This is a genomic window from Avibacterium sp. 21-594, from assembly GCF_026226815.1.
Lineage (GTDB): Bacteria > Pseudomonadota > Gammaproteobacteria > Enterobacterales > Pasteurellaceae > Avibacterium > Avibacterium avium.
Map to the genome: position 1 here is coordinate 675,386 of NZ_JAKKOC010000001.1, position 25,220 is coordinate 700,605.

24 protein-coding genes are annotated in these 25,220 nt (G+C 37.6%); 4 read left to right on the plus strand and 20 right to left on the minus strand.

The genetic code is table 11. The features are described 5' to 3' along the window. Positions 1–2 precede the first annotated feature (2 nt). From cas2 to xerC, 13 genes are all read right to left on the minus strand, one after another. Positions 3–281 (minus strand): CRISPR-associated endonuclease Cas2, encoded by a 279-nt coding sequence (gene cas2 / locus L5B76_RS03110; RefSeq protein WP_265754183.1) that lies wholly within the window; start codon positions 279–281, stop codon positions 3–5. 9 nt (positions 282–290) lie between these two features. Further along, positions 291–647: a hypothetical protein gene (locus L5B76_RS03115; RefSeq protein WP_194751075.1), complete on the minus strand. Its 357-nt coding sequence runs from the start codon at positions 645–647 to the stop codon at positions 291–293. A 91-nt stretch (positions 648–738) separates the two neighbouring features. Continuing rightward, positions 739–1,524 (minus strand): hypothetical protein, encoded by a 786-nt coding sequence (locus tag L5B76_RS03120; protein WP_265754184.1) that lies wholly within the window; start codon positions 1,522–1,524, stop codon positions 739–741. Between the two features lie 234 nt (positions 1,525–1,758). Next, positions 1,759–2,916, minus strand: a complete 1,158-nt coding sequence (gene csm6 / locus L5B76_RS03125; protein ID WP_265754185.1) for a CRISPR-associated ring nuclease Csm6 — start codon at positions 2,914–2,916, stop codon at positions 1,759–1,761. Further along, positions 2,913–4,079 carry a Card1-like endonuclease domain-containing protein gene (locus L5B76_RS03130; protein ID WP_265754186.1) on the minus strand — a complete coding sequence of 389 codons (1,167 nt, stop codon included), beginning with the start codon at positions 4,077–4,079 and terminating at the stop codon, positions 2,913–2,915. Before L5B76_RS03130 ends, csm6 begins: the two co-directional genes overlap by 4 nt. 15 nt (positions 4,080–4,094) lie before the next feature. Beyond that, positions 4,095–4,385, minus strand: a complete 291-nt coding sequence (csx16, locus tag L5B76_RS03135; RefSeq protein WP_194751067.1) for a CRISPR-associated protein Csx16 — start codon at positions 4,383–4,385, stop codon at positions 4,095–4,097. 61 nt (positions 4,386–4,446) lie between these two features. Then, a complete protein-coding gene (gene cas6 / locus L5B76_RS03140) occupies positions 4,447–5,367 on the minus strand; it encodes a CRISPR system precrRNA processing endoribonuclease RAMP protein Cas6 (protein ID WP_265754187.1) in 921 nt (306 codons plus the stop codon). Continuing rightward, the gene (locus L5B76_RS03145) at positions 5,367–6,923 is read right to left on the minus strand and encodes an RAMP superfamily CRISPR-associated protein (protein WP_265754188.1); all 1,557 of its coding nucleotides are present in this window, start codon (positions 6,921–6,923) and stop codon (positions 5,367–5,369) included. The genes cas6 and L5B76_RS03145 overlap by 1 nt, the downstream gene beginning before the upstream one ends. Positions 6,924–6,926: 3 nt before the next feature. Beyond that, a complete protein-coding gene (gene csm4 / locus L5B76_RS03150; protein ID WP_265754189.1) occupies positions 6,927–7,871 on the minus strand; it encodes a type III-A CRISPR-associated RAMP protein Csm4 in 945 nt (314 codons plus the stop codon). Positions 7,872–7,885: 14 nt separating this feature from the next. Continuing rightward, on the minus strand, positions 7,886–8,584 hold the full coding sequence (gene csm3 / locus L5B76_RS03155) for a type III-A CRISPR-associated RAMP protein Csm3 (protein WP_265754190.1): 699 nt from the start codon (positions 8,582–8,584) through the stop codon (positions 7,886–7,888). An 18-nt stretch (positions 8,585–8,602) separates the two neighbouring features. Next, entirely contained in the window at positions 8,603–9,019 is a 417-nt protein-coding gene (gene csm2 / locus L5B76_RS03160; protein WP_194751059.1) for a type III-A CRISPR-associated protein Csm2, read from the minus strand. Between the two features lie 9 nt (positions 9,020–9,028). Then, a complete protein-coding gene (cas10, locus tag L5B76_RS03165; protein WP_265754191.1) occupies positions 9,029–11,326 on the minus strand; it encodes a type III-A CRISPR-associated protein Cas10/Csm1 in 2,298 nt (765 codons plus the stop codon). Between the two features lie 118 nt (positions 11,327–11,444). Then, positions 11,445–12,335: a tyrosine recombinase XerC gene (xerC, locus tag L5B76_RS03170; RefSeq protein ID WP_265754192.1), complete on the minus strand. Its 891-nt coding sequence runs from the start codon at positions 12,333–12,335 to the stop codon at positions 11,445–11,447. A gap of 188 nt (positions 12,336–12,523) precedes the next feature. Here xerC and L5B76_RS03175 point away from each other — a divergent pair, with 188 nt between their 5' ends. Genes L5B76_RS03175 through L5B76_RS03185 form a run of 3 tightly spaced genes read left to right on the plus strand, consistent with a single transcriptional unit; the run spans position 12,524 to position 15,989 of the window. Then, the gene (locus L5B76_RS03175) at positions 12,524–14,461 is read left to right on the plus strand and encodes a MotA/TolQ/ExbB proton channel family protein (RefSeq protein ID WP_265754193.1); all 1,938 of its coding nucleotides are present in this window, start codon (positions 12,524–12,526) and stop codon (positions 14,459–14,461) included. Next, complete coding sequence (locus L5B76_RS03180) at positions 14,461–15,150, plus strand: OmpA/MotB family protein (RefSeq protein ID WP_228516213.1); 690 nt, start codon at positions 14,461–14,463, stop codon at positions 15,148–15,150. The genes L5B76_RS03175 and L5B76_RS03180 overlap by 1 nt, the downstream gene beginning before the upstream one ends. Further along, positions 15,150–15,989, plus strand: a complete 840-nt coding sequence (locus L5B76_RS03185) for an HNH endonuclease (protein ID WP_265754194.1) — start codon at positions 15,150–15,152, stop codon at positions 15,987–15,989. Before L5B76_RS03180 ends, L5B76_RS03185 begins: the two co-directional genes overlap by 1 nt. Before the next feature lie 88 nt (positions 15,990–16,077). Here the strand turns inward: L5B76_RS03185 and clpB are convergent, their stop codons facing one another. After that, the gene (clpB, locus tag L5B76_RS03190; RefSeq protein WP_265754195.1) at positions 16,078–18,651 is read right to left on the minus strand and encodes an ATP-dependent chaperone ClpB; all 2,574 of its coding nucleotides are present in this window, start codon (positions 18,649–18,651) and stop codon (positions 16,078–16,080) included. A 228-nt stretch (positions 18,652–18,879) separates the two neighbouring features. On the opposite strand from clpB, the gene dapF reads away from it, so the two are divergent. Then, positions 18,880–19,704 (plus strand): diaminopimelate epimerase, encoded by an 825-nt coding sequence (dapF, locus tag L5B76_RS03195; protein WP_265754196.1) that lies wholly within the window; start codon positions 18,880–18,882, stop codon positions 19,702–19,704. 100 nt (positions 19,705–19,804) lie between these two features. Here the strand turns inward: dapF and L5B76_RS03200 are convergent, their stop codons facing one another. The 6 genes from L5B76_RS03200 to mltG all read right to left on the minus strand — a co-directional run bounded on the left by L5B76_RS03200 (position 19,805) and on the right by mltG (position 25,172). Next, on the minus strand, positions 19,805–21,097 hold the full coding sequence (locus L5B76_RS03200) for a hemolysin family protein (RefSeq protein WP_265754197.1): 1,293 nt from the start codon (positions 21,095–21,097) through the stop codon (positions 19,805–19,807). A gap of 66 nt (positions 21,098–21,163) precedes the next feature. Beyond that, positions 21,164–21,691, minus strand: coding sequence for a DUF1523 family protein (locus tag L5B76_RS03205; RefSeq protein WP_103854264.1), 528 nt, complete (start codon positions 21,689–21,691; stop codon positions 21,164–21,166). 28 nt (positions 21,692–21,719) lie between these two features. Further along, complete coding sequence (locus tag L5B76_RS03210) at positions 21,720–22,502, minus strand: TatD family hydrolase (protein WP_103855584.1); 783 nt, start codon at positions 22,500–22,502, stop codon at positions 21,720–21,722. Positions 22,503–22,511: 9 nt separating this feature from the next. Beyond that, positions 22,512–23,504 carry a DNA polymerase III subunit delta' gene (locus L5B76_RS03215; RefSeq protein WP_265754198.1) on the minus strand — a complete coding sequence of 331 codons (993 nt, stop codon included), beginning with the start codon at positions 23,502–23,504 and terminating at the stop codon, positions 22,512–22,514. A gap of 5 nt (positions 23,505–23,509) precedes the next feature. Continuing rightward, complete coding sequence (gene tmk / locus L5B76_RS03220) at positions 23,510–24,139, minus strand: dTMP kinase (protein WP_265754199.1); 630 nt, start codon at positions 24,137–24,139, stop codon at positions 23,510–23,512. A 1-nt stretch (position 24,140) separates the two neighbouring features. Further along, positions 24,141–25,172 (minus strand): endolytic transglycosylase MltG, encoded by a 1,032-nt coding sequence (gene mltG / locus L5B76_RS03225; protein WP_265754200.1) that lies wholly within the window; start codon positions 25,170–25,172, stop codon positions 24,141–24,143. Between the last annotated feature and the right edge of the window lie 48 nt (positions 25,173–25,220).

Consider the following 25,220-nt stretch of genomic DNA (forward strand, 5'->3'; position numbering starts at 1 on the left):
TCCTAAATCAGCAAAAAAGGTTGAGTTGATTGAAGGTGCGCAATGCCGTAAAGCATTGGTTGGGTGTCTTTGTGTAATTGAAAAATAAATACACGATCGCCCATTTCCAGCATTATTTCAATTTGTTGTTTGAATTCTTCAAGCTCGGTCTCTGTCATCCAGCATTCATAGAAGGATTTTTGTCCACCGATGGCATAGGCTTCCACTTTTTTATGAATACGATGTAGCCGTTTGTTTTCGGTGATATCATAGGCAATGAGATAACGCAGGCGTGAACTCATTTTTTCCTCCTAATGCACTTTTATTTGCGCCATAAGGCGGCGGAATGCAGGATCACGTTGCAAACGCAAATTTTGGTGGCGTGCGTAGTAGTTTTCCACGTCATAGCCAAATTCCGCGCGAAGTTCTTCGTCATCAATATAACGACCATATTCATTGTTTAATTTACGGCGTAAGGCTTCCAAATTATGGATCCATTTTAGGCCATTTTTAATGAAATAGCGTCCGTTATAAGCACGTGCATCAGCACATTCAGTGTAGCCTGCAATAATCGCTTGCACTTCGCTATCCGTATAAGGGGATACGGCAAATGTACCTTGTTGCGCAGGTTGTTGATAAGTTTCAAAACGTGCATTAGCTGAGTACATTTTCTTCCCCTTATTTTAGATAATTGCTAACAATGCCCCCTATCATAAATAACAAGAAAAAAAAGAGTAAAAATAACAAATTTGTTATTTTTTATTTCTTGCAACAACTACAAGGGGAAAAGCCTGTAAGTTTTAATAGCTCTTCATTAATTTCCAAGCCTTTTTCAAGGATTTTGGAGATATAAAAGAAAAGCATTTGACTATAAATATTTTTTCTTAAATCATATACATACTTAAAATATTCACCATCCTCAGGATCATTTTTCTTAAAATAAGCGCGACGAATATCATCTTTAGAGCAATTTTCCGTTAGAACTTTGAATTCCTCAATATTTTCATTAATATCAACAACAATATCAGTAACTCCTGAATTTTTCTTATTAACAGGGGTAAGATAATGTTTAACGATAAAATCTAAATCTTCTTCAAGGTTAAACTTTTCCTTAATAAGGATTGAAAATTCCCATTTTTTATCAATACCATTTTGAGCTTCCAGCTCTGGGAAAATTTTTTCAAAGTAGGCTCTATACTCATCAGGATTATTAACCTTTGGCATTTTATAATTAGAAAAACTGCTCTTTAGCTTTTCACAATTTCTATCCGCATGAAAAGACGAGTTATGAATCTCAAAAACCCATTTTTTTTGATTATTCTTTTTTTCTATGATTAAATATTTATCCATCTCAACTTTTAGATCGAAATAGATTTTTTCTGCAATTACTAAATTTTTTGCTTCATCCTTAGTAAAAAAATGAAGGTCGATATCAAACTCCTTCAATTCATTGTTGTAATATGAGTATCCATAGTTATAAAACGCCTCATTAAAATCTAATCTCGCTAAAAATTTACCTAAATTATTATTTGTTAAGTAGTACATAATCATCTCCATTAAAGCATCTAATTTTTATACATTATATATAAGCATTTATTTATATAGTTAAAAATACAAATTTGTATTTTATAATTAATATAACGCTTTACTTTTAATGCTTATAGCATACCCTTGTTTAAAAAATAATGGTGAAATTACAAATTTGCAAAACTGCTGAAATAGAGAAAAAGAAAAGGCTTTCTGTTTGCCAGAAAGCCTTTGATTAGGGAAATAGAAATGTTAATCTAAAATATGTTTGAGATCAGCTTCAATTTCTTTTACTGAAATTCGCTCTAAATCCACCAACAACTCAAAACGCCCATAAGAGGAAGAAGGAATATAAGGGATATTTGTTTTATTAATAGAAAACGCCGCTTTGATTTTCTTAACTAAATCATTACGCGCTTCCGCTAACACTTTTTTCACTTCTTCCGTATAAGCCGTAGTATTTGGATCAATTCCTTTAAAGCGTTTATCTAGCTGACTACCCGCTTTAATGGCTTGATAAATGGGTAAAAAATAGACTTTAAATAACTGTTCATTATCTAAATTCTGCTCACAGATTTTGTTTAACACCACACTTAACAAAATACTGTATCCCTGTGGTGCCAGCTTAATTACCGTTTCACCAAACTGCACTTTGCGATCATCAATGGGTGATAAAAAGGTGATTTTTGGTTCAGCCAATAGATTTTGTGCTTTTTGTACAGAATCACTGTATGAAATGGTATTTTGCAATAAACCTTCTGGTACACCAAGATTTAAACGTACCCAAGGGATCTCCGCGAGCATTACTTTCCCTTCTTTCGCATCTAAAGGTTTACCGTCTTTACCTGTGATTATGTAGGAATAAGGTTTAGGGTAAAAAAAGCTATCTTGATTTTCAAACCCTTCGGAAACCAAAACGTGAGAAAGGCTATCCTGTTCACGTCCATATAATGAAAGCGCGTAGCCTAAGAAAAACCCCATTGTTTTGCGCCCACCAGCAATGGAAACATGAAGTGCGGCATTATCATCTTGACATAGCTCTGCCACAAGGCGAACAATTTGATCTGAGGCAAGGCTATTTTCTTCTGGCGAACGAATATCTTCTAATTTCTGATGATCTTTATCCTCAATCACTTCAATACAGCTTTCATCAAAATGAATTTCTGAAAAGCCATATTGTTCACCGTAATCTTGAATAAACTCAGCTAGCGCCCCTGCATTTTTCTTTTTGCCATTTTCAATGCCTAATAGCTTTTCAAGCAATAAACGTTTGCCACGCAAAGTGGTAATAACTCGAATTTCCGTCGGAATGAACCTTTTTTCCGTGATTAACGCATAAAGGGTTTCGGTTACCACTGCAGGCGACATTCCCGTTACCGAAAGCAAGATTTTTTTGTTATAGGTTTTCATTTCGCAATCCATTCTTGAATTAACTGTTTTAAACGGGCAATATCTTTACCTTGGATAATATGAATGTTTAAGGATTTTGCACGGTTACTCACCGCTTCTGGTACTTCAAAATAACTCACTAAGCATTTTTTAGTCATTAAACCACCATAATCTTTTAAGGTTTCTAATTTATATAAAATATCTTCCGCTTTTTGTCCTGTACCTTTGCCAAATTTTTGTGTTTTACATTCAATAATATGTAATTTATTCTGGGCTAAGAAAATAACATCAAACTCATTTTTATTACCACGATTCTGGGCAATATGATCACCTTTATTTAGCTGATATTGTTCATTGGTAAGCTCTGCATTTTCTAATATATCATCTACTTTTTTGATTGCTTTGACTTGTTGAAAAACATAATCCTCTAACCAACCGCCATTCAGGAACGCTCTTGTTTCCTCATTTTTAAAATGAACTAATCTTCCGTTATAATCTATTAAGCGTTGAAAATCTAACTCATTTAAGAAATCTTCAAATTCAGCTGTCATAGAAAATTTTTTATCAAATTCATATTTTAACTTATTTTTTTCTGCTTCTGCGGCTGCAAAATTCAGTGATGGTAAAATATCTTTATACTTATCATAATATTTAATCACTGGCTGCATTGGTTCTAATAGTGAGGAATTAATTTTATATTGCGCTGTTTTAATACCTTTTCCATATGCGGCTAAATAAGTACTCAGTGTAATATTGGTATTCAATGGTTTATTAGCGATCCATTCTTTGTTTTCATCTTTAGATAAAAAGATAATTTCATTATTGTCTGTATTAATATAAAAGATCGGTTTCTCAATCATATTGAAAGCATCAGCTGCCGCAATAGAAATTAGCTTTGTTCCACCAGTAACATTTAATGCAGCCTTTTCATCTTCATATTTTTCTACAAGAGATAATAATTGTTCTGATGTTTTTGCAAAATCAAATTCATCTTCAAGGTTAATCTGCTCTACTTGAACTTTGTTAGCAATAAACACTTTTGCTAAATGTTCTGCTTGTTTTTTCATTTTTTTTGACACAATAAAAATTGCTTTTTTAGGTTTAAAATCCGTATCTAAAATAGGCAATAGATTGGGTGCTGCTTGTCCTGAGATTAAACAAAAATGAATATCAAATTTCATCATCGATTTCCTTAATAATTACAGTTGTTGAATATGATAAGGAATAAGACGCGCACCTTGTGCCGTTAATTCCTCAGCTGTTAGTTCTGTTCCGCGTTGTTCAAAGCGAACATTAACCGATAAAAAATAGAAAGCGGCTCCTTTCTCACAAACTTGTGCTGCAAGATGGATAGGCAATGTACCAATGACAGTATCTCCTGCTTGAATAGCATCAAGATCCAAATGCTCAATAAAATGATCGATATGAATTCCTTGTTGTTGAATCCAATCAATCGCACCTTGATGTCTAGAAATAAACCATACTGCCATTTTTATTCTCCAATAATTAAAGTGCGGTGATTTTATCGAACATTTTTTTCTATTATTAATTTTACAAATTTGTAATTTTATATTTTCCTAAGCCAAAAGTTGCATTTTTGCCATTATGCAACCACTGACCAAGATATAATAATTTAGCCCAATCTTCTGGCACATTATGCAAATGCCACTGCCCCACAAGCCCACCTAGTTTCATTTTTTGTTGCTGCCGTGAAGAATAACGCGCCCAATCTAGCCATTTTAAATTTCGACTTTGTGTGATTTGTGAAATACTTGCGATTAAACTGTCAAAATCTAAATTCAGTGGCTGATAATGAAACTCGCATAACAAGGCGATACGTTTTGCTAAACTAATTAAAAAACGTTCTAAACTAATGGTTTTATCTGTAAGTGGTTTACCATTTTCTTGTAAACGCAATGGTGTCAAAATTTCAAGCTCTAAATTGCTAGAAAGTTTTTTAGGAAATGCCAGTATTGTTGAATGTTCAATAATTTTATCATCTAGCAGAATAGGAATGCTCTCTTTTTCTGCTAATAAAGATAATGCTGAAAGTGCTGCTTTTCCACCAGCAATGTTATATTCCCCCGCCCTTTTGAAGGCAAAGGTGATCAGTGGCAATTGCTCAACCAAATTTCCTATTAACACTAGGTTAAAACGTAAAACTTCCCCAACTCGATAATATTTTCTTCCCCAAGAAGGTGGTTCAATAATATAGCCATTGGGTACTTGACTAAATTTTTGGATTTGATGACTTTCAGGGGCTGGCGTTTCAAAAATATTAGTGTAAGGGCAAGTACGATATAAAGGGCAAGTTTTGCAATCTTCCAATTTTGTCATACAACAAATTTTGCGCAATGCTCGCCCAAATCCACCACGTAATGTTGATCCTGCATAATCAGGTAACTCAAAGGGTTGAGTTACCTGAAATTGCAATTCATAACGCGCTACTGGCAAATTTTCTAACAGCATCATTAACTTGCACTCACCAATTTATTCAGTAATTTTTTTAGATTTTTTTCCGTATCTTTTTTCTTAAAGTCAATTTTGCTTTTTAATAAATCTACGGTGATTTTTTCTTTAATGAATTGTTGCTCCGTTTCATTCCATTCTGTGGCTGAGGCCAGTAATGCTTGAGCTTCTTTAAGCAATGGTGAGCCTGATGTGTCTATTTGTCGCTCTGTTGTATTTTGTAATTTCTCTACAAATTCCAACACTAAACGCTGATTTTCACTTGCCGAACTCAATAATTGCGATTTTGCTTGTTCTTCCGCTAAGCGTTGCGCTTCCCTTTCTTGAATGCGATTTTGCTCTTCTTCGTACTGCTGTTTTAATTTTTGCTGATCTGCTTGATGCTTCTCGATCAACACCACTTTATCAATAATGTGATTTGCCAACATTTGCTGTTCACACCATTGTTTTAATTTCTCATTTTCTTGTCCGTGGTTAATTTCCAATAAAGCCCAACCGAAAGGAAGTAAATCGTTCGTTTGCTGGCTAGTTTCTCCAGCAAGCCATAATGTGGTAGAACGATCTTTTTGGGTAGATTTCCCACGCCCTTGCATTATTTTTATTTGAGCAGTTCCTGCATTGCGTAAAACTTTGCTATCCGCGCCATTTTTTCCTAAACGAATTAGGGCAATTTTTTTGCTATTTAATAAACTCTGAACAGAGGATACCCACTGGCGATTGATTAAGCCATTGGCGATTAATCGCTCGCATTCCTCGTTAAAAATCGGCACATAGTAAGCATTTAAAATATCAAAAATTTCATTTAACTCATAAGAAGAAGTCTGCTTATGTTTATTTTCCCAAAGTGCTAAATCACTTTGAAATGCACGGTATTGTCCCGATACAATGGTTTCTCTTCGCAAGCTAATCCCACGCCCTAAAATCCCTTTCTCGGTAGGTTTCTTTTTAAAATTAAGACAAAAATAGATTTTGCTATTAATTTCTTTCAATGGGACAAAATCACCAAATTTAACGGTTCTTAGCTCACTTTCCTTAAATTCTCCAATGTACTTTTTGATAAGATTTTCTTTGCGCTCTAATCTTGGAGCACCTGATTTTTTATGTGCAAGATCTAAAATTGCTGTTGCTAATGCGCCCTTAAAACTACTTCCTGGGATATAGGCATTATGCTTGTAAGGTAAATAGCTTGTGCGTTCAATAGCAAGTTTTGCAACCACCTCTCTTCCATTGCTTTCACGTTGCGCAATTTTTCCAATACGACTCTCCCATTCGGAGGCAACCCCCGTCGCAACGTTAGCAAAATAATGAGAAAAATTAACCGCACTTTTTGTATTTGCTTTAAAAAAGCGTTGAATTCTTAACAAATCACTTTGTTTTGCTAAATTCAATAATTCATCGCGTTTTTCTTTAACTAAGCATAAGTTGCTTGGCTCAAAATGGTAAAGAATTTGGTTATCTATTACATAATTTGTTGGCTCAAAATCCTCACCGCAGCCAATATGTATTGGGCTGAGCGGTGTAAGATAAACTTGATGAGTGTGCATAAATTCTTTTGTCATCACTTATTCCTTATCGGTAAAATCAAGTTCAACAGAAATAACAGGAGCATAACCTTGATGTACTGCATTGGCTTGGCTAAAGGATACGCTTGTTAATCCATTCCCCAAAAACGAGCGATCAATCCATTGTTCTGGGGTAAAAATAGCCCCCGCTTTTGCAAGGATAATCGGTTTTTTGAAGGGATTCTCATCTAATGCAGCCAAGCTACCGTGGCGGCCAAAACGCGTGGTTAATTGATAAAAACAGCGTGATTTATCTAAACCTAAATTTTGTGGCGCAGTATTCGCTAAGGTTAAATACGCATTAGCTTTTGAATTAGAAAAATCAACTTGTTGTGGCCGGTCAGTTAAAATAAATTTTCCTAGCCCTGTTGAAGCATCTCTTCCATAGCCAAATTGACCAATATCCTGTAACACTAATTGAAGATCTGAAAGGCTGAAACGTTGTTCATCTAGAACTATATATAAATCAAATTCTGTACCATTTTCATACCGCACTTGAGAAGTTGCAAAAGGTGCAAAAGCATCTTCTCCTGTTGTTTGTGTTTGTCGATTAATCGAATTATGTAATTGCTCATACTCGATTCCCGAACTTACCCCCTGCTTTTCTTGCTGATGAAATGCAATTCCTTGCCATTGATTTACGGCCTGTGAAGCAATGCTATCGGCCTTTATCCAAGCTAGTTTTTTCAATTTTTTACGATCTGCATCAAGCTTTTGATACCATAAACCTGATGGTAGCACTGGCATAGGAATATAGCCTGCTGGCATTGCATTGGATACCACCATAAATGGCTTTTGACTGTCATAGCCTTGCAAAAGTGCAGTCAATTTTTCTGAGGAAAATCGATGTACAATTGCCCAACATAACTGCCCAAAGAGCGTATCTCCCATAAGAGGCGTGCCAAATGCACTCATTGGACGTAACGTAAAACGATAAGTTTTCATTCAATCCGCCTTAATTATGCAAATGGGTTAATTTCTTCCAAATTAACAGGTTTGTTATCTACCATTAAATGTTCAAACGCTACTTTGCCATAACCACGAGAACCTGCGCCACCTAAACTATCTAGCTCTAATAAACGTAAACCTTTTAGGAAAAGCTCGACAAGTTTATCCGAATCTTGCTCAAACTGACGCAATGTGACTTTAAACTCGAACTTAGCTCCTGCTGGAACACGTTCTGTTTGTCGAGGGTTACCTGCGGTAGAAGTAATACGATCAATCGTGTTCTCAAATTTTGCTTCTGTTGCTGGAAGATTATTTTGTTCTAAATGTGCTTGCCAATCTGGCGTAAACTCACAATCCCAGAAACCTAGGCGTGCAACACCGATTTCTTTCACAATATCTTGTTCATTCTTAGTATCTGCATTAATACCAAATAAACGTAAAATATCTTTCACCATTTCAGGCTGAGCTGCTGTTTTAATATCTGAAATCGCTAATGGCTTATCTTTTACTGCACCACTACGCCATTCTAATAAAGAACGAATTTTTCCTTTTAAGCTAGAACCCGGAATGTAAGGTCGCTGAGTAATTGGATTTTTGATAACTGGATTATCGATCCCACCAATATGCATTTCACTATCACCAGAACCAATATGTAAGCCCGTTTTTAAAACTAATGTTGCTTTAATTTCAACAATATTATTCAATTTCATTTTTCTTCTCCCTAACTATTAGTTCTTTGTTGTTTCATATAATTTGCAATAGCCAATTACTGCTTCCATAAACAATTTTGCATCACGCAAGGTTTCTCGATCATTTGCTTGATCAATCACTTTATTGAATACATCAACAAAACTTTGATCAATATGGTCTCTTCCTTTGGCATAAGCGACCTTCGCCTTTAGCATTTTGATAAAAGGAACCAATTCCTCAAACTTGATTTCTGGGTCTTTCGCTTGCTGAACTCGTTCGTTCCAAATCGCCAACTCATCATAAAACTTACGAATTTGTGTCGTTTTGTTCTTTCCTTTAACTCTTTTACTATTTTCATCAATTCGAATGGATTCTGCACATTTATCCGCAATATCAGAAAAAATAGTTGCAGGCTTTCCTGCGCCAAAGGTAATTTTTTCAATTTCTTTTATCATAGTCAGTCCTTAATTGTTGCGAAGTTTATAAAAATAGTTAAATAGCGGCACAATAAAATCTAATTTATGCTTTTCAATACCTTGTTCACCCAATGTTTGAGTAATTTTTTGTAATGCTGTTTCTCTTACCTCTTTGTCCAGTTTATCAACCACATAACGTACCGTACGATAATAAAAACGGCTACGCCACATTGTATTCTCTAAATTCTTTTCCGAATTCTGAGCTTGTTTTGCAAAATAAATCAGCGAATAAAGATAAGATGTTGAAATTCGATATGTATTTGCTAATGTTTCAATATTTCCCTCTAAATCAGTTAATTCAGCCCATTTTTGCCAGCTTAAAGAAGTTTGGAAAATCGTTACTGCATTTTTTCCATCTACTTTTTTCGCTTGTTCCAACGCCTCTTCCGCCATTTCACCTAAACGATGTACTGGCGTTCCAACTTTAGTCATCACCATACCAGCTGAAAAGTGGATATCAGGGTTGTGTGCAACATAACGAGCAAAATATTGCTGCATTGCAAAAGCTAATTTTTGCGTTGAATGCCAAGGGCCTATTAGGAAGAAATCATCTCCCCCCGCAAATACGGTGTACATATTTGGATTATGTTCAGCACAATATGCTGGCAACCATAAACTAAAAAACTGGTTCATTTGACGAGAAAGTGCAGCCATTTTTGCAAAATTTGGCTGAGCTAATCCAGATTGGAAGATTAAACCTAAATTATCTACATCCCCTTTTAGCGTCATTAATGCAGCTTGTCCAATATAACCTTCTTTTTCTTTATCGCTTACGCGATCTTCACAAGCTAAATAATCAAAGGTTTTAATCGCATCAGAATAATGTTTAAGATTTTCTTCCTCTACTATTTTATATTTATCTTTATTTGCTACACCTGTTTCTGTAAAGTAAGGAATATACGCATTAATATAGCGGCGGGCATAGCCATTCCACAATGAATCACTTGTCTTTTTAGGAAGCTCAAAATCCCATAAACGCTTAATTTGCTGTGTTCTTGCTGGCTGTCCAAATTTACCTGTAATCTCTTCGTTAGATGTAAAAATAATATGATAGCCAAATAATGGAACAGTTAATTTATTGGTGTCTGTATCTTGATAAATGGCTGATTGACGATCACAAATAATCACACGATGTTTTTTAGCCAGATTCTCACCAATACTAATTTGATCCAATGAAATAGCTGATGCCTGTTGTTGATTATCTTGAGCGGGGAAATTACTATTATATTTACACTCTCCAAAAGGATATGCCACATTCTGCACACTTTGCGTACTTTCAGTTAAATCCAAACGTTGTAATTTCGTTCTTTCAAGCTGTTTAAATAAGCTATCGCGTAACGTTCTAAAATTTTCTGCAAAAAAGTCCGCACTTGATGCCGATTTAATAGCAAGTCCTAGCCCGATCAATCCATAAGTATTTTCAATAAACCATTGATTTAACTCATTCTGTACCGCATTAATCGCATTTCTTATCTTCTCTGAATTTGGCGCAATGATTAAAAACTTTCCTGCGGCATTCATTAATTGACTGGTGCTTGGCAATTCACAAGCTTCTAATACTTTTAATGCAGCTAATTCAGTAAATAAGGAAACTTGGAATGAACGTCCACGCAATAATTTTGCTGCACGCTTATTCGTTTCTCGTCCACCTGAAAAGATGAAATCTTGAATACCAAAGAAATCACCTTGAATTAACAAGAACGGTTGTTCCTCTTTATTTTCTTTACTCAATGCTAAAGTTGTTGCAATGGCTGTACTTGTTTTTAATTGGTCATAAAGAGAAAGTTCCTCAGTATAACTCGACGGTACATTTGTCATAAAACATTGCAATGCTGTATCAAAATGATCTAACCATAAAGGCAAATTCTCACGGTGAGAGGCTGGAATTTTTGCCAACGCTTGCAAAAAATCTTGCCATAATGCATTTTTTTGCTGCTCCAGATCACTTTTAGGTTGTTGAGATTTTGGAAAAATGGCATCTGCCGTGAGCGAGTGAATTGGATAATAATATATCTCTTTTTTCTGTATTTGATTTTTCTTTACTTCGCTTAATTGGATATTTTCAAACAATGTTCTCAGTAATGAAGAATTAGCTAATTTTAGCTGATGTGAGCCAAGTGCAATTTCATTTGCTATATTGATTTCTTCACGAAATTGCAAATCATTAAGAGAAAAAGAGGCGGGAATATATTTATCCATTGCAGATAAATTGTGCTGAGGTGCAAATTCTTTTAAGCCTTGCATTAAACACGCAAAAGCCACTTTGCAAGCATTTTCTAATGACATATTTACTCCTAATTAGTGAAATTAGTGTAAATATAATACACAACTTTTCTCTTAGAAAAAATTACACATTTGTAAAAATAGAACTAATCTGATCTGACGCAAAACTGCGGTGCAATTTTCACGATTTTTTTCGTTTTGCTCTCGGGTGTGCGGAATCGTAAACCTGCGCTAAATGTTGGAAATCAAGGTGGGTATAAATTTGTGTGGTAGAAAGATTGCTATGCCCGAGTAACTCTTGCACGACACGTAAATCGGAACTACTTTCAAGCATATGCGTGGCGAAAGAATGGCGTAGTTTATGAGGGTTCAAATGGCTAGATAGCCCTTGTTTAATGCCCCACACTTCCATACGTTTTTGAATTGAGCGGTGGCTCATTCGGTTACCAAGCTGGCTAACAAACAAGGCATCATCTTTCGGATTAAATAACAATCGCACTTTTAACCATTGTTGAAGCGCGTGCGAAGCATAGCGCCCGAAAGGCAAAATTCGCTCTTTATTGCCTTTTCCAATTACACGCACTTCACGCACACGCAGATTGATGCTGTTTAAGTTCAGCCCTTGCAATTCAGACAGACGCAAACCTGAACTATACATTAGCTCTAGCATCGCTTTATCCCGTAAATCAATTGGCTCTTTGCTGTCGTTGGCTAATAATTGTTGAACCTGTTCGTTATCCAAATTTTTCGGTAAATGCTTACCTTGCTTCGGTGCAGATACGCCAACTGCAGGATTAACCGAAAGCTCTCCTTGCTGAACAAGAAAGCTCAAAAATTGGCGTAATGCCGATAAGCGCAAGGCTAAACTTTTTTCGTGTAAGCCTGCTTTTTTGCTTTGCGCTAACACAAAGCGTACCACACTGGGGGTTACCTGCTGCCACTGAGAAATTTCATTTTCCTGCAACAACGCCACCACCGCCTCAAGCTGACGCTGGTAATTGCTCAATGTATGCGGACTTACCTGTCGTTCAATACGTAGATAATTCCAATATTTTTCAAGCTGTTGTTGCATTTATGGTAACCTTTCATTAATCAATAAAATACTATGATTTCACTAATCTCATAGTGATAACACATATAAATAATAAAGCAAATTTTATTTTTTACAATTTTTTATTGTAAAAACACGTCTCTTCTTTATAATAATGCTCCCCCTATCTCCTTAAAATAAATTTTTCCATTTTATAAGGTACTAAAGTAATGTTATCCATTAAACAAATTGAAAGTTTATTAACAACCATATCGCCAGATAGAGTCACGGACTATTTTTATATTGTACTCATTATCACCTTCTCTATTGGGTTATTATCCGCATTTCTTCCTAACTCAAGAAAAGAAAGTCCAGTACCGAACTTATTAACCTCTTTAGGTATATTAGGTACTTTTACAGGGATTGTTGTAGGACTATTAAATTTTAACATAGATAACATTGATCAAAGTATTAGTACATTATTAGCAGGAATGAAAACTGCTTTTTTAACCAGTGTGATCGGTTTGTTATTATCTATTTGTTTAAAAATCACTTACCCCTTACTTAGAAAGGTCGTTAGAAATATTTTCTATAAGAAAAATAATAAACAAGAGCAATCTCTTGATATTGATAAGATAATAAATAATATTTATCTTCAAACTGATATATTACAACAGCAAGAAAAAAGTATTGAGAAACTCTCACAATCTCTAGGTGCGGATAATGAAAGTAGTGTTATTGGCCAGTTAAAACTTTTAAGAACTGATTTATCTGATAATAATAAAACACTTATCTCTCAAGTTGAACCAATTATAACTAATAGTAATGCTATATTAGAAGTTATGGAGAAATCCCATACTCAACTATCAACTTTCCAGTCAACTCTATGGGATAAGTTAGAAGGCACTTTCTCTTATCAGACTTCCATTCTAAATAAATTAGAAAACTTCCCTGCTTTCCAAGATACTATTTTAAGTAAATTTGAAGAATCTTTATCTTCCCAAGCTGCTATTTTGGGCAACCTGGAAAAATCTTCAACATTCCAAGATACTATTTTAGATAAGCTAGAGAACTTTTCATCTTTCCAAACTACACTTTGGGATAAATTAGAAAACTTTAGCCAGCTTCTATCCAGATCCGCAACGGAGGCAGTTATACAAGCATTAAACAAAGTTATCTCTGACTTTAATAAAAATTTAACAGAACAATTTGGAGAGAACTTTAAGGAATTAAATAAGGCTGTTGGTGATCTCTTAAATTGGCAAGATCATTACAAGCAACAACTCAATGAGATGATCAATCTATTTGATAAGAAAATAAGCTCATTATCTCAAACTGAGCAAGCTATATTGAACATTGAAAACTCAGCGAAATCAATTCCTACATTAATTAATGAATTAAGTGAAGTCATTCAATTTAACCAACAACAAATTGAAGGGTTAAATATCCATCTTGAAGCATTTTCTGAATTGAAAGAAAATGCTGTTAGATCAATTCCTGAAATTCAAAATCAGATATCTTTAATGCTAAAAAATACTTCTTCAGCTAATCAAGAGTTTATTGATGTGATGAAAGAAAATAGTCAAAATTTTAGTCATTCTTTATCACAGTCATCTGAACAATTTATTGAATCAGTAACAAAGAGCGGTCAAAATTTTACAACTTCTTTACTAGCATCATCTACACAATTAACAGATTCAATTGATAAGAACCAACAACAATTGATTCAACAATCTAATATATTAGAGCAAAATTCTCAAACAATGGAAAAACATCAAAAATCGCTTGTAGAACAACAGGAAAAATCTATTGAACAAGTGATGACGTTCATCTCAGAGTGGCAACAAAAATTAGATAAACATACAACAGATGTTCAACAACGCTTTACTCAATCCTTGGACAAAATGATGCAAACACATATGGAAGAAAATTCAAGATTAATGGGACGTCTAGAGAAGGAAAGCGAATCAGCATTAACTCGTACGGGTGAAAGTATAGATAAACAAATCAAAGCATTAGATAAAGCACTTGAAGCAGAATTAGAACGTGTTATTGGTGATATGGGACGGGCGCTAGCCTCAATCAGCGATCAATTCACTAAAGATTATATAAATCTTGTCGATGCAATGAATCGTATTGTTAACCAGCCAAATAGAAGAGGATATTAATGAATATTAACTTCTCTAAATTAATCAAATCAGATAATCAGGAAGATTCACAATGGCTTCCTGTATCAGATCTAATGTCTGGCTTAATGATTTTATTTTTGTTTATTGCTATCGGATTTATTCTTAATACAAAAAAGGTAGCTGAAAATTATCAAGATAAGCAAAAGCAAATTTATCAAGCTTTAGAAAAAGAATTTTTCTATGATTTAACATACTGGAAAGCTAAAATTGATCAAGGCACTTTAACTTTTGTATTCACTGATCCCGAAGTATTATTTAAAACAGGAGATGCTACATTACAAGAACGTTTTAAACTCATTTTAAATGAATTTTTTCCAAGATACATAAAAGTGATTAATCAGTATCAAGACTCAATTGAAGAAGTTCGAATAGAAGGACATACTAGCAGTGAATGGAATGTATTTTCTCAAGATGATGAGGCATATTTTGAAAATATGCGCTTATCTCAAGATAGAACAAGGGCCGTTTTATATTATATTTATAACCTTTCTGAAGTAGAAAAATATCGTTCTTGGATGAAGGAAAATATCTCTGCCGTTGGATTGTCATCATCAAAAATAATTAAAGATAGTGATGGAAATGAAAATAAAGAAGCTTCAAAACGTGTAACTTTCCGTATTATCACAAATGCAGAAGAGCAACTGCGCAAACTATCGGAGATGAAATAATGAAATTAAATATTCAATTTTCTTCTCTATACGCTTCTGCAAAAAAAATGGGGATAGAAAACTTTATCGATTTTTCAATCAATCTTAATTCAATTCCAATAGATATTCACGTTGAGCCTTTAAGCAGTCCCCAAGGTGTTGAGGTACCTATTGATGCTGTAAATATCGATCCTAATTCAGGTATCTTTATTTATCAAGGTAAGCATATTATTTTATTCATTCCAGATCATAGCTTTAATTATGAAGAAGCGTTACAAAATCCTAAAGAAAAAGGAAATAAATTTCATCTAACTGAATGCACAACGTTATCAAAAATGCGAGCTAGTGGACGTTTCAGACGCTACTTTGCAACCACAAATACAAACGGAATATTTGAAATCTTTAACTCTTTTGGAGAACGAGCAGAAGTCCCATTGTCTGTATGCCGAAATTGCCTTGCTCAGCTTAACTATAAAAATTATATAAATAATAAATACCAAGTGTTTAATGAATTTACTCTTACTGAGTTCTTTAAGCATTATGAAACTAGATTTGGTCGCCTACCAGAATATGTAGGACAAGATAACGGTGGATATACAGATGATTGGCAAGAAATTTCATTCAAATACAGAGAATCTGTCAGTTTTCGTTGTGAAGAGTGCGGTGTAAATTTATCTGCTTTTAAATATTTACTGGATACTCATCATAAAAATGGTGTTAAGCAAGATAACAGTTGGCAGAATCTAAAAGCAGTATGTAAATTATGCCATAGCTTAGAACCTGAACACGAGCATATGATTGTTAACCACAATTATCGCCGTCAAATTGAAAGCTTAAGACGGGTACAAAATATCACTTAAATAATCTTTTTCTGAATAAACAAAAAGCCCCGCTTTCGCGAGGCTTGGGTTACCGCATTAATAAAGTGCGGTGCTTTTTTGGGAAGAATTACGATTGACTTGCTGTGATTTTACCATCAACGTAATCAAGGGTAATGGTTTTCCCTGGGATTAATTCCCCTGAGAGAATTTGTTGTGCGAGTGGGTTTTCCACTTCTTGTTGAATCGCACGTTTAAGCGGTCTTGCGCCGTAAATTGGGTCATAACCAATTTCGCCGATGAAGTCTAACGCCGCATCTGTGAAGGCTAAGTGATAGCCGTGTGATTCCATACGTTTTTCTAAACGTTTTAATTGGATTTTCGCGATGGTGCGAATGTTTTCTTTATCCAATGGGTGGAATACCACTGTTTCATCAATACGGTTAATAAACTCAGGGCGGAAGTGTTGGCTTACCACCGACATTACCACTTCTTTCATTCCTTCATAGCCAAGATCACGGTTGCCTTGGATTAAGTCTGAACCTAAGTTTGAGGTCATAATCACCACGGTATTACGGAAATCTACGGTGCGACCTTGACCATCAGTTAAACGTCCGTCATCAAGCACTTGTAATAAGATGTTGAAGACATCTGGGTGCGCTTTTTCTACTTCGTCTAATAACACCACAGAGTATGGACGGCGGCGAACGGCTTCGGTTAAGTAACCCCCTTCTTCATAGCCCACATATCCCGGTGGTGCGCCCACTAAGCGAGATACGCTGTGTTTTTCCATAAACTCGGACATATCAATGCGTACCATTGCGTTTTCATCATCAAACAAGAAGTTGGCAAGAGTTTTACACAATTCTGTTTTACCTACCCCTGTTGGCCCTAAGAATAAGAATGAACCAATCGGACGGTTTGGATCAGACAATCCTGCACGGCTACGGCGAATAGCGTTCGCAACGGCAACCACGGCTTCATTTTGTCCAACTACACGTTTGTGTAATTCTTTTTCCATACGCAATAATTTTTCTTTTTCCCCTTCCATCATACGAGAAACAGGGATACCGGTAGCACGTGAAAGCACTTCTGCAATTTCTTCATCAGTTACACGATAGCGTAACAAGTGCATTTCTTTGCCCTCTGCACTTTCTGCTTGAGCAAGTTGTTTTTCAAGCTCTGGAATGCGTCCGTATTGCAATTCAGACATTTTGTTTAAATCACCTACGCGGCGCGCTTGTTCCATTTGGGTGCGTGCATTTTCTAATTCTGCTTTAATATGCTGTGTGCCAGAAAGCGCTGCTTTTTCGCTTTTCCACACTTCTTCTAATTCCGCATATTCACGCTCTTTTTCAGCTAATTCTTTTTCAAGCATTTCTAAGCGTTTGCGGCTGGCGTTATCGTCTTCTTTTTGTAACGCTTGTTGTTCCAATTTTAATTGAATAATACGGCGATCAAGTCTATCTAACGGCTCTGGTTTTGAGTCAATTTCCATACGAATACTCGATGCCGCTTCGTCAATTAAATCAATGGCTTTGTCTGGTAATTGACGATCTGAAATATAACGATGCGAAAGTGTCGCCGCCGCAACGATTGCAGGGTCAGTAATTTGAACGTGATGGTGAATTTCATAACGTTCTTTCAAACCACGCAAGATAGCGATGGTGTCTTCAACACTTGGTTCGTCCACAAAAACTTTTTGGAAACGGCGCTCAAGTGCGGCATCTTTTTCAATATATTGACGATATTCATCAAGGGTGGTGGCGCCCACACAGTGCAATTCACCACGCGCAAGGGACGGTTTTAATAAGTTACCTGCGTCCATTGCACCATCAGTTTTACCTGCACCAACCATTGTATGAATTTCATCAATGAATAAAATTACACGGCCTTCTTCTTTGGCGATTTCGTTAAGCACGGCTTTTAAGCGCTCTTCAAACTCACCACGGTATTTTGCCCCCGCAATTAATGCGCCCATATCAAGGGAAAGTACACGTTTATTTTTTAATCCTTCTGGCACTTCACCATTTACAATACGTTGTGCAAGGCCTTCTACGATCGCGGTTTTACCAACACCGGGTTCACCAATTAATACAGGGTTATTTTTCGTACGGCGTTGTAACACTTGGATTGTACGGCGAATTTCTTCATCACGTCCAATCACTGGATCTAATTTGCCACTTTCCGCGCGAGCGGTTAAATCAATGGTATATTTTTCTAATGCCTGACGGCTTTCTTCTGCGTTTTGGTCGTTCACTGACTGACCTCCTCTAATTTGTTCAATCGCTTGTTGTAAATTCTCTTTTTTTGCACCGCACTTGCGTAATATTTCGCTTAAGCTACCTTTTTCTTCTAACGCGGCTAATAAAAAGAGTTCTGATGAAATATATTTATCTTGTTTTTGCTGTGCGAGCTTGTCGCATAAATTTAATAAATTCACCAAGTTGCGTGAAATCTGCACATCACCACCGTTACCAGAAACCTGCGGTAAGCGGTTGAGTTCGGCATTAAGCTCGTTGCGTAACATCGCAACATTCACGCCACTTGCGGTTAAAATCGGTGCAACGGAACTGCCTTCTTGATTTAACAAGGCCGCCATTAAATGCACGGGTTCGATAAACTGGTTATCTTTGCCTAAGGCTAAAGACTGCGCTTCGCTCAAGGCTTGTTGAAATCTTGTGGTAAATTTTTCTATATTCATAATCTATTCTTCCTCAATATTAAATTCTGTTGCCTAGCCTGTATGGCTCGGCTTGCTTGTTCAAGTAAGTGAGGACTAATTTGGCAATTTCAAGAGTAAAATGAAAAAAATTTTAAAAAAATCTATTAATCATTTTAGAACGATAGGTTGCACTAATGGAGAGTTTACTCAATCTCACTTCACCTTTATAATTGCGCCTAATTAACGATTTTCAATAAGGACGGAAAAATGCAATTTTCCAAAATGCACGGATTAGGCAATGATTTTGTGGTGGTCGATGCCGTTACGCAAAACGCTTACTTTCCCACTGAAACCATCAAAAAACTGGCGGATCGCCACACAGGAATTGGCTTTGATCAGCTTTTAGTGGTTGAGCCACCTTATGATCCTGATTTGGATTTTCACTATCGCATTTTCAATGCTGACGGCAGTGAAGTGGCACAATGCGGCAATGGCGCGCGCTGTTTTGCCCGCTTTGTAACAATGAAAGGTCTGACGGATAAAAAAGACATCGCCGTGAGTACCGCCAAAGGGAAAATGATCCTAACGGTGCAAGATGACGGAATGATCCGCGTGAATATGGGCGAACCTATTTGGGAACCGGCGAAAATCCCATTTATCGCCAACAAATTCGAGAAAAACTACATTTTACGCACCGACATTCAAACCGTGCTATGTGGTGCAGTTTCTATGGGCAATCCACATTGCGTGGTGCAAGTGGAGGACATTACCACCGCCAATGTAGAACAATTAGGCCCACTATTAGAAAGCCACGAACGTTTTCCTGAACGCGTAAACGCAGGCTTTATGCAAGTGATTAATCGTAACCACATTAAATTACGCGTTTATGAACGCGGTGCTGGCGAAACCCAAGCTTGTGGCAGTGGTGCTTGTGCTGCCGCAGCGGTGGGCATTATACAAGGCCTTTTGGATAACAAAGTGCAAGTAGATCTTCCGGGCGGCAGCTTGACTATCGAATGGCAAGGCGAAGGCCACCCACTTTATATGACTGGCGATGCCACACATATTTATGATGGGGTGATTAGGTTGTAATTTGCCAATTAGTTTTAATGGCAATAGATATAGATAAAGAAAAACCGAGCAATTTTGCTCGGTTTTATCTATTCTTTGCCCACTTATTTTCTACTTTAAATTAGATAGGATCTTTTCTTAAAGACACCATCAGCTGGTCAATTTTAAAATTCTCGGTATCGATAATTTCAAATTTATATTTGTCGTATAGCACAAAATCGGTTTTTTTCGGGATTTTGCGTAGCATATACATCATAAATCCGCCGATGGTTTCGTAATTTTCTGCGTCAGGGAAAGTTTCGATTTCTAAGGCGCGCATTACATCTTCTAAAGGGGTTGCGCCGTCAATCAGCCACGAACTTTCGTCACGGCGGACGATTTGCTCTTCTTCACTCGACACCAATTCGCCCATTACAATGCTCATCACGTCATTTAAGGTAACAATGCCCACCACTAAGGCATATTCATTGACGATCACAGCAAAATCTTCGCCTGAAGACTTAAACAATTCCAACACTTCAAATAAGGATAAGGTGTCAGGAATAAATAATGCTTTACGCAAAATCCGTTGGTCTGTGAGAGAAACCTGCTGTTCTTGCAAATACAAAGTAAGCAAGCTGTGCGATTCAATATAGCCTAAAATTTTATCTAGCCCATTATCGCAAATCAGCAATTTAGAATGAGGGTTAGATTTAATGGTTGCTATTACTTTTTCGCGATCAAAAGTGCGGTCTAAAAAAACGATATTTTCGCGCGTAGTCATTGTGGAAGTGACCGTGCGTTCTTGCATATCGAAAATATTTTCAATCAAATAATGTTCTTGTGCTTTTAGCACGCCCGCCTCTGCCCCTGCGTCCATCAGCGCCACAATATCTTCGGGGGTCAGGTTATCTTCTCGCACGGTAGAAATACGCAATAAGCGAAATACCCCATTGGCAATAGCGTCAAACAGCCACACGATAGGCTTAAATAAGAAAATGCAGAATAGCATAATGCGCACAGTACGCAACGCGACAGCTTCTGGATTTATCATCGCAAGACGCTTAGGAATAAGATCTGCTAGTAAAACAAAAGCAACAGTCACAACGGTAAAAGACAACCAAGATGCGGCACTTTGCAACCATTCTGCGTGGCTATATTGGGCAAGTAATTTTTCCAGTACAGGGCTAATAGCACTTTCGCCAATCACCCCACCTAAAATTGCCACCATATTCAAGCCAATTTGCACCACGGTGATAAATCGCCCTGGTTGCGCTTGCAGTTGTAGCACTAATCTTGCTCTGTCATCACCTTCATTTTCAAGGCTTTGTAGCTTCAACTTTCTTGCCCCTGCGAGGGAAATTTCTGCGGAAGAAATCACCGCACTTATGCCAATTAAGGCAGCCAAACTGAATATTGCTTCAAATAATCCCATTTTTATTATCCTTAGACAAAAAATGGTGCATCACAAGATACACCACTTTCGCCTTACTTTTGATGCTTATCGTTCGCTATCAAACCAACCGCGTACGAATTGGATTGAGAAAAACAGCGTAATCAACAAGAAGAAGTAAAACACATAAGATAAAATCGGGTAAGATGCGCCTTCATCTAAGGTTACTTCTTTGATTGATGTGGCATTACGGAACTCATCAAATAACACCAAACGCCAGCCATAATATTTCACTTGCACCAATTTATGTTCCACCGCAAAACTTTGCGCTTTGGCTTGTAAATCCGCTGATCCAAATTTGAAATAGAACGGAAAACCCCAGCGTGTATCTTCATTGCGGTACACCATAACCTTATCTTCATTCGGTTTTTGCGTATAAATGTAATATACATCACGAGTTGGGCCGTCTGCTGGATTTGATTTCGTGATTGGGCCATCTTTGTCCACACGTTTTACTTCCACCCCAGTAACGCGCGTTACGTCATAATGCGGGGTAACGTAGTTCACAAGGGCGAACAAAAAACCGTGGAATAAAAAGATGATCAAAATAAAAAAATATTTAAAAAAGCGGCGCATTGTATCTTCCTCCTGCTAAAGTGATGCTTTATTGTACCTGAATTTTGAACAAACGCTCAAAATTTTGTGTGGTAATTTGGGCAAATTCCTCGCTAGAAAGCCCTTTTAAGGTTGCCACATAATCGCATACTTCTCGGGTATAAGCCGGTTGATTTTGTTTGCCACGATAAGGCACGGGCGCAAGATAAGGGCTGTCGGTTTCCACCAGTAGGCGATCTAACGGCACTTGACGCACCACTTCACGCAATTCTTCCGCATTTCTAAAGGTAATAATGCCTGAAATGGAAATGTAAAAACCCAGATCAAGAGCTTGTTTTGCCATTTCCCAATTTTCCGTAAAACAATGCAAAACACCACCGCACTTTTGTGCATTATTTTCTTTCAACAGCGCAATGGTATCTTCTCTTGCGGCACGCGTATGCACAATAATCGGCTTGTTCAACGCATTCGCCACGCCAATTTGCGCGGCAAACACCGATTGCTGTTGGGCTTTATTTTCTACACTGTAATAATAATCCAAACCCATTTCCCCAATGGCGATAACTTTATCGTCTTGCGCCAATTTTAACAGGCGATCAGCGTCAAAGGGTTCATCATCTAAATCTAACGGGTGAACACCGCAAGCCAGTGAAATTTCAGAAAAGGGTTTTAAGGTATCATACATTTGCTCAAAACGTTTTAAGGTTACCCCCACCGCAAGCAAATGCTGCACGCCACGTTGCTTGGCTTTTTGCACCACATCGGCAACATTCTGATGTAAGTTTTCATAATCTAATGCGTCTAAATGACAATGACTATCTACAATAAACATTTTACTTTCCTAATAATTTTGTTCGGGTTCAAAAACCTCTGTAATCAGGCGTGTTAAGCCGTCAAGCAAGATAATTTCTTGATTCACGCCATTAATTTGTAATAAATCCGACCGCACTTGTTGCATAATTTGGCTGGCTTTTAGCAACCCTTGCGCGCTCTGCCTTTGATTAAAACGGGCAATGGCTTGTAGAAAATCCGCCTGCACCCACTGTTCAGGCACATTGAGCTTCATTTTCAACGCATCACGCAAAAAGGTACTGAGCCAATCTAACTGCTGAAATAAAATCTCTTTTTCAAAGTGCGGTAACAATTCCAGCGGTGAACGGCGCATATAAAACTGCCAAAATTGGCGCAACAACTGCTTGCGTTTTTCCAATAATCCTTGCTGTAACATATCCAAAGCAGAAAGGGGGCGACCGTGCGAAACCTCAAGTGCGGTGCGAATTTCTTCGATTTTTCCTACATTCTGTGTTTCTAGCCAAGTCAAAGCTTCCGCTTCAGGCGGATTTGGAATAAGCCAAGGTTGGCTACGGCTATAAATAGTCGCCAACAAACTGGCAGAAAGATCCGCTTGAAGCAGGAAATAAGTTTGCTCAGTGGGTTCTTCCAAGGTTTTCAGCAACGCATTCGCCGCAGATTCCGTCAGGCGATCCACTTGTCTAATCATTACAACTTTATTGCCACCCTGCTGTGAACGCTGCGCGACTTTTTCATTCACTTCACGCACTTGGTCAATACCAATATCCTTATTTTCAATGGGTTCAAGCAGATAAAAATCAGGGTGATTGCCGGCATTAAACAGCTGACAGCTATGGCACGCACCACAAGGTTGGTTGCCCTTTGGCGATTGGCACATTAACCATTCCGCCACGCCACGCACCAGCTCATCGCCGCCAATACCCAGCTCCGTTTTAAACAGCAAGGCGTGATGCCCATAGCCCTGTTCAAAGGCGTTGATGATTTTGTCGTAATAAGGTTGCAACCAAGGATAACGTAACATAAGTTTTATTGATGATTTTTAACGAAATTTTGCACCGCACTTTGAATATCGGCACGCACTTGTTCAATGGGTTGTTCCGCATTGATAATAACTGCTTTCGGATCATCTTTCACCAAAGCTAAATAACGCGCTCGCGTGCGTTGGAAAAAGGCGATTTCCTGCTGTTCAATACGATCCAACTCGCCACGCCCTCTGGCTCGAGCCAAGCCGATTTCAGGATCGAGATCTAAATATAAGGTGAGATCAGGGGAAAAATTGCCTAACACCGTTTGCTTTAAGGTTTGCAACAACTTTGCATCAATTTGACGACCGCCCCCTTGATAAGCTTGGGAAGATAAATCGTGGCGATCGCCCACCACCCACTTACCTTCAGCAAGGGCGGGCTTAATCACATTTTCCACCAACTGAATGCGCGCGGCATAAAGCATTAACAGTTCCGCCTTATCGGTTACCGGTTCTTCCGTTTCATATTTGATCAAATGGCGTAATTTCTCCGCCAACGGCGTGCCACCGGGTTCACGGGTAAACACCACATCGTCAATGCCTTCGCGAGCTAGCACTTCCACAATGGCATCACGCGCGGTGGTTTTGCCTGCCCCTTCTAGCCCTTCGATCACAATAAATTTGCCAATCATATTATTTCCCACTTTTTTGTTGGCGATACCAACGCAGATATTCTTGCACAGCTTGATTGTGCTGCTGTAAATTTTTGCTGAATTTATGTCCGCCCGTGCCATCGGCCACGAAATATAAAAATTCCGTTTTCTCAGGGTGTGCCACGGCCTGCAAGGCACTTTCTGTTGGCATTGCAATTGGCGTAGGCGGCAAGCCGTCAATCACATAGGTGTTGTATGGCGTGGCTTCTTCCAAATCCTTACGGCGAATATTGCCATTATAACGCTCACCCATTCCGTAAATCACGGTTGGGTCAGTTTGCAATTTCATCTTTTTATTCAAGCGGTTAATGAACACCGATGCCACTTTCGCTCGCTCATCATTTAACGCGGTTTCACGCTCAACAATGGAAGCCAAAATCAGCATTTCGTAAGGATTTTTCAACGGTAAATCAGCCTCTCGCTCAGCCCACGTTTTTTCTAGTAAGGCTTTCATACGATCTGCCGCCCGTTTCAATAATGCTAGATCGCTCGATTTCGGTGTATAGCTATAAGTGTCAGGATACAACCAGCCTTCAATTTTATGCGGTAAATCCGCCGGCAGATCCAATAATTGATAAATTTCTTCTTCCGTTTTATCTGCCAAAGTTTGTTGCAAATAAGGGGCTTTCGCCAACGTTTTACGCCAGGTTTTGAAGGTATCCCCTTCTAAAAAACGCACATTCAGTTGCACTTCTTTACCGCTATTTAAACGTTGCAACAAATCCGCCACTGTCTTCACACCCTCAAGGGAATAGGTCCCCGCCTTGATTTTATTTAACTCGGGCTTGAGCTTTAACAACCACGGCAAATAGGTGGCATCATCAATCAGCTTTTCTTGCTCCAACAGCTTGGCTAATTTCGCCCCTGTTGTGCCACGATCCACCGTTAATAACTGCTCCACCTGCACATTCACAGGGTGCCGCACCCATTGCGTTAAATGCTGATACCCCCAAAGCGCCGCCCCACCAATCAAGAGCAACAAAAACAAAAGAAAAAGGAAAAATTTTTTCATCATCAATCCATCATCAAAAAATTGATGGCAAGTGTATCACAGACAGGC

What these genes read in the sequence shown, in the direction of transcription:
- cas2 (WP_265754183.1), bottom strand. Translation starts at nt 281, where the DNA reads ATGAGTTCACGCCTGCGTTATCTCATTGCCTATGATATCACCGAAAAC.
- L5B76_RS03115 (WP_194751075.1), bottom strand. Translation starts at nt 647, where the DNA reads ATGTACTCAGCTAATGCACGTTTTGAAACTTATCAACAACCTGCGCAA.
- L5B76_RS03120 (WP_265754184.1), bottom strand. Translation starts at nt 1,524, where the DNA reads ATGTACTACTTAACAAATAATAATTTAGGTAAATTTTTAGCGAGATTA.
- csm6 (WP_265754185.1), bottom strand. Translation starts at nt 2,916, where the DNA reads ATGAAAACCTATAACAAAAAAATCTTGCTTTCGGTAACGGGAATGTCG.
- L5B76_RS03130 (WP_265754186.1), bottom strand. Translation starts at nt 4,079, where the DNA reads ATGATGAAATTTGATATTCATTTTTGTTTAATCTCAGGACAAGCAGCA.
- csx16 (WP_194751067.1), bottom strand. Translation starts at nt 4,385, where the DNA reads ATGGCAGTATGGTTTATTTCTAGACATCAAGGTGCGATTGATTGGATT.
- cas6 (WP_265754187.1), bottom strand. Translation starts at nt 5,367, where the DNA reads ATGATGCTGTTAGAAAATTTGCCAGTAGCGCGTTATGAATTGCAATTT.
- L5B76_RS03145 (WP_265754188.1), bottom strand. Translation starts at nt 6,923, where the DNA reads ATGACAAAAGAATTTATGCACACTCATCAAGTTTATCTTACACCGCTC.
- csm4 (WP_265754189.1), bottom strand. Translation starts at nt 7,871, where the DNA reads ATGAAAACTTATCGTTTTACGTTACGTCCAATGAGTGCATTTGGCACG.
- csm3 (WP_265754190.1), bottom strand. Translation starts at nt 8,584, where the DNA reads ATGAAATTGAATAATATTGTTGAAATTAAAGCAACATTAGTTTTAAAA.
- csm2 (WP_194751059.1), bottom strand. Translation starts at nt 9,019, where the DNA reads ATGATAAAAGAAATTGAAAAAATTACCTTTGGCGCAGGAAAGCCTGCA.
- cas10 (WP_265754191.1), bottom strand. Translation starts at nt 11,326, where the DNA reads ATGTCATTAGAAAATGCTTGCAAAGTGGCTTTTGCGTGTTTAATGCAA.
- xerC (WP_265754192.1), bottom strand. Translation starts at nt 12,335, where the DNA reads ATGCAACAACAGCTTGAAAAATATTGGAATTATCTACGTATTGAACGA.
- L5B76_RS03175 (WP_265754193.1), top strand. Translation starts at nt 12,524, where the DNA reads ATGTTATCCATTAAACAAATTGAAAGTTTATTAACAACCATATCGCCA.
- L5B76_RS03180 (WP_228516213.1), top strand. Translation starts at nt 14,461, where the DNA reads ATGAATATTAACTTCTCTAAATTAATCAAATCAGATAATCAGGAAGAT.
- L5B76_RS03185 (WP_265754194.1), top strand. Translation starts at nt 15,150, where the DNA reads ATGAAATTAAATATTCAATTTTCTTCTCTATACGCTTCTGCAAAAAAA.
- clpB (WP_265754195.1), bottom strand. Translation starts at nt 18,651, where the DNA reads ATGAATATAGAAAAATTTACCACAAGATTTCAACAAGCCTTGAGCGAA.
- dapF (WP_265754196.1), top strand. Translation starts at nt 18,880, where the DNA reads ATGCAATTTTCCAAAATGCACGGATTAGGCAATGATTTTGTGGTGGTC.
- L5B76_RS03200 (WP_265754197.1), bottom strand. Translation starts at nt 21,097, where the DNA reads ATGGGATTATTTGAAGCAATATTCAGTTTGGCTGCCTTAATTGGCATA.
- L5B76_RS03205 (WP_103854264.1), bottom strand. Translation starts at nt 21,691, where the DNA reads ATGCGCCGCTTTTTTAAATATTTTTTTATTTTGATCATCTTTTTATTC.
- L5B76_RS03210 (WP_103855584.1), bottom strand. Translation starts at nt 22,502, where the DNA reads ATGTTTATTGTAGATAGTCATTGTCATTTAGACGCATTAGATTATGAA.
- L5B76_RS03215 (WP_265754198.1), bottom strand. Translation starts at nt 23,504, where the DNA reads ATGTTACGTTATCCTTGGTTGCAACCTTATTACGACAAAATCATCAAC.
- tmk (WP_265754199.1), bottom strand. Translation starts at nt 24,139, where the DNA reads ATGATTGGCAAATTTATTGTGATCGAAGGGCTAGAAGGGGCAGGCAAA.
- mltG (WP_265754200.1), bottom strand. Translation starts at nt 25,172, where the DNA reads ATGAAAAAATTTTTCCTTTTTCTTTTGTTTTTGTTGCTCTTGATTGGT.